3 protein-coding genes are annotated in these 3,583 nt (G+C 52.0%); all 3 read left to right on the plus strand.

Annotated features, from left to right (window positions below):
* A partial coding sequence (locus tag ACTG33_RS16670) for a lipopolysaccharide kinase InaA family protein (RefSeq protein ID WP_439136345.1) occupies positions 1–412 on the plus strand: 412 nt, incomplete at its 5' end.
* Positions 402–1,841 (plus strand): lipopolysaccharide kinase InaA family protein, encoded by a 1,440-nt coding sequence (locus ACTG33_RS16675; protein WP_439136346.1) that lies wholly within the window; start codon positions 402–404, stop codon positions 1,839–1,841. The genes ACTG33_RS16670 and ACTG33_RS16675, both read left to right, overlap by 11 nt.
* 63 nt (positions 1,842–1,904) lie before the next feature.
* Positions 1,905–3,583, plus strand: a 1,679-nt coding sequence (locus tag ACTG33_RS16680) for a carbamoyltransferase family protein (RefSeq protein ID WP_439136347.1), incomplete at its 3' end; no start/stop codon positions are given.

A 3,583-nucleotide genomic window follows, 5' to 3' on the forward strand; every position in this document is an offset into this window, starting at 1 on the left:
GGATATTTTACCTCAGTGGCCAACTTTAACCGAGACTGTTCGTGAGCAAGTGTTGCGGATGGTTGGTAAGACTGTAGCCAATATGCATGGAGAGCGGATTACTCACCATTGTCTGTATCCCAAGCATATTTTTGTGGAGCTCAAAGAGGAAAGTGAGGTCGATATGCCTCGGTTGACTTTGATTGATCTGGAAAAATCCCGCTTTCAGTTATTGCGTAAACGTGAGAGAGCAGCTGATCTGGATGCGCTGTTTCGTCGCACAGATAGTTGGTCTCACCAGGAGCGCGAGCTCGTTCTCGCCACTTACGTGGAAACCTTGTCTGAGGCCTATACGTTGACTGATTATCAAAAGTTATTGCAGAAGCGAACCCGTAAAAAGCTCAATGGGAAAAGAACCTCCCGTGTCTCCTGAAGTGAAGGAGCTTGCGGATTACGGCCGTCAGCCGCCAGAGCCTTATCGGGCATCCTGGGTGGATGTCGAGGGAGCTCTGGAAGTTCAGCAGTGGCTGCGAATTCTGCCGGGTAAGCGCTATGTTGGACGGGCTGTCTGGCAGGGGCAAGAGGTACTGGTCAAGTTGTTTGTTGGGGCCAGAGCCGGCCGCAAGGCAACCGCCGAAGTAGAGGGTTACAAGCGTCTGGAATCGGCGGGATTGCCGACCCCGGAGATGCTACATCACGGAATCTTGCCAGACGGCATGGGGGCATGGGTGGTGTCTCAGTTTATTGCTCAGGCACAGACTCTGGAACAGGCATCTGGCTTAGGTTCCGATTTCAAAAAGACAAATAATCGGCACGAGCTGACGCAGGCTCGTCAGATTGATCAGGTTGTCACCTGTATTGCCGGCATGCATCAGAAAGGGGTACGACAGCAGGATATTCATCCTGAAAACTTCCTGTTGAAGGATGATCAATGCTGGATCATTGATACCGCCGATGTGATCCCTATTAATGAGGATCAAGAGGCGATTGCTAACTTCGCGGTATTTCTGGCTCAGCTGTCGGAGGAGTTGTGGCGTGGGGCGTGGCAGCTGTACCGGCAATTGAACTCGGTTGCCGCCGAATATGATAAAGTGGCCGCCCTTGCCCGGCAGTGGCAGGCATGGCGGGCGCGGGATCTGGCAGAAAAAAGTGTCCGTGATTGCAGCCTGTTTGACGTGGAATCTGGTCCGACCTTTTTTCGAGCGGTCTGGCGCAGCGAAAGCGAGACCCTGAGACCGTTGCTTGAGGATCTGGATGGTGCCTTAGTTGCCGCGACCCTGTTGAAAGACGGACGCAGTGCGACCGTCGGATTGGTCGAGTGGCAGGGACGACAGTTGGTGATTAAACGCTACAATCTCAAAGGGCTGGGTCATCGGCTACAGCGTTGCTGGCGCCCGACTCGCGCGTGGCACAGCTGGCAGGCGGGACACCGCTTGCGGGTGCTTGGAATCAACACCCCCCGTCCGATCGCGATGGTGGAAGAGCGTGTTGGCCCCCTGCGTGGGCGTGGTTATCTGATTACAGAAGTGGCAGCAGGTCAGGATTTGATGCACTCTGCCCAGAAAGCGGATAGTCAGCAGTTGCAGTCTATGGCTGTTGCGGTGCGTAAGATGATGACAGTGATGACGTCTCATCGCATTACCCACGGCGATTTTAAGGCAACCAACCTGTTGTGGGATGACGCTCTGGCAATGATTGATCTGGATGCCGTGCGCTGGCACAAAACGCACAATGGTTGGCGCAAGGCGTTTAAAAAAGATGAAGCTCGGCTTCTTCGTAACTGGAGTGAAGCTTCTCGCGAATATGAGTGTTTTAAAAACGTAATAAACGAAGATGTAACAAACAAGATAGCTCCCTGTTGAGGGGCGCCCATCATCGGGTGAAGCAGCAAACAATGATTAAGAATATTTCAAGAGGTTAACAGAGTGTCCCTGACCGTATTAGGTTTATCCGGAGCATTAAATCACGACCCTTCAGCGGCATTGTACATTGATGGCAAGCTGGTGGCAGCGGCTGAAGAAGAGCGTTTTGTCAGAGATAAACACGCCAAAAACCGCATGCCCTACGAGTCTGCCAAGTTTTGTATCGAGCAGGCCGGTATCAAGCCTGAAGATATTGATGTGGTGGCAATTCCGTTTGCCCCAATCAGTATTACCGAGCCGCATCGTTGGCACTACGCCAAGCGTTACTGGTACGCACCGGATCGTGCGCTGGATGCCATTATTAATGGCAATCGCCGTTATCGTCGCTACAAAAAGAAAATCACCTGGTTGTTGGAGCAGTTGGGCATCAACCCGAAAAAAGTGGAACTGGAATCTGTCGAGCATCACTTGGCTCACGCATCCAGCGCCTATCACTGCAGCGGTTTTAAAGAGAAAACCGCGATCATGGGTATTGATGGAAAAGGTGAGTACGCCACCACCTTCTTCGGCTACGGGGAAAACGGCAAGATCCACAAAATCAAAGAGTTTGTGGACCCGGATTCCTTGGGTGGTCTCTATGGTGCAATCACCGAGTTTCTGGGTTTTGAAATGCTCGATGGCGAATACAAAGTCATGGGGATGGCGCCTTACGGAGACTCGACCAAATACGACTTTTCCCGGTTGGCCAAATTTGAAGACGGTGAGCTGGTTATTAACACCGACTATGCCAATGTGATTGGACTGCGTCGCCACAAGGATAAAGGCAAGGGCTATTATTTCAGCGATAAACTGATTGAATGGTTGGGCCCCAAGCGTGAAGGCGATATCGCCGATGAACCTTATATCCATTATGCCGCCAGCATGCAGGCTCTGTTCGAAAAGCTGGCTCTGGAAATGATGGATTACTATCTGGGCGACGTGATTAAAGAAACCGGCAAAATCGCCTTCGCCGGTGGTTGCGCCTTGAATGTGAAGTTCAATCAGAAAATTGTCGCCCGTGAAGAAGTCAAAGAGTTGTTTGTTCAGCCAGCTTCTGGCGACTCCGGAACCGCGATTGGTGCCGCAGCTTACGTATCTGAAGCCCGTGGTGTGCCAGTTGAAAAACTGGATCATGTTTACCTCGGTCCCAGTTACACCAGTGAAGAAGTTGTTGCGGCTTGTGCCAAGCACGAAGGTAAGCCTAACTGGCAGCGCATTGAAAATGTTCCTCAGCGTATCGCTCAGGTTTTGGCAGATGGACATCCTGTGGCCTGGTTTCAGGGGCGGATGGAGTTTGGTCCTCGCGCACTCGGCGGACGTTCAATTCTGGGATGCCCCAGTGTTGACGGCGTAGCCGACAAAATTAATGAACAAATTAAATTTCGCGAGCGCTGGAGGCCTTTCTGCCCAAGCATGCTTAGTCGCGTAGCGCCGGAAATGTTCAAGGTCGACCATCCCGCGCCTTACATGACTTTCACGTTCGAAGTAAACGAAGACTGGAAAAGCCGCGTGCCGGAAGTTGTACATGAAGATGGTACGGCTCGAGCTCAGGCCCTACAGCCCGGCGTCAACGATCCTTACTACCAGTTGATGGAAGAAATGGAGAAGCTAACCGGCAATGCGGTAGTGATGAATACCTCACTCAATCGTCGTGGCGAAGCTATGGTGTGTTCGCCAACCGATGCGCTGAATATGTTCTTCGG

The organism is Pseudomaricurvus sp., assembly GCF_965662505.1.
Classification (GTDB): Bacteria; Pseudomonadota; Gammaproteobacteria; order Pseudomonadales; family Cellvibrionaceae; genus Pseudomaricurvus.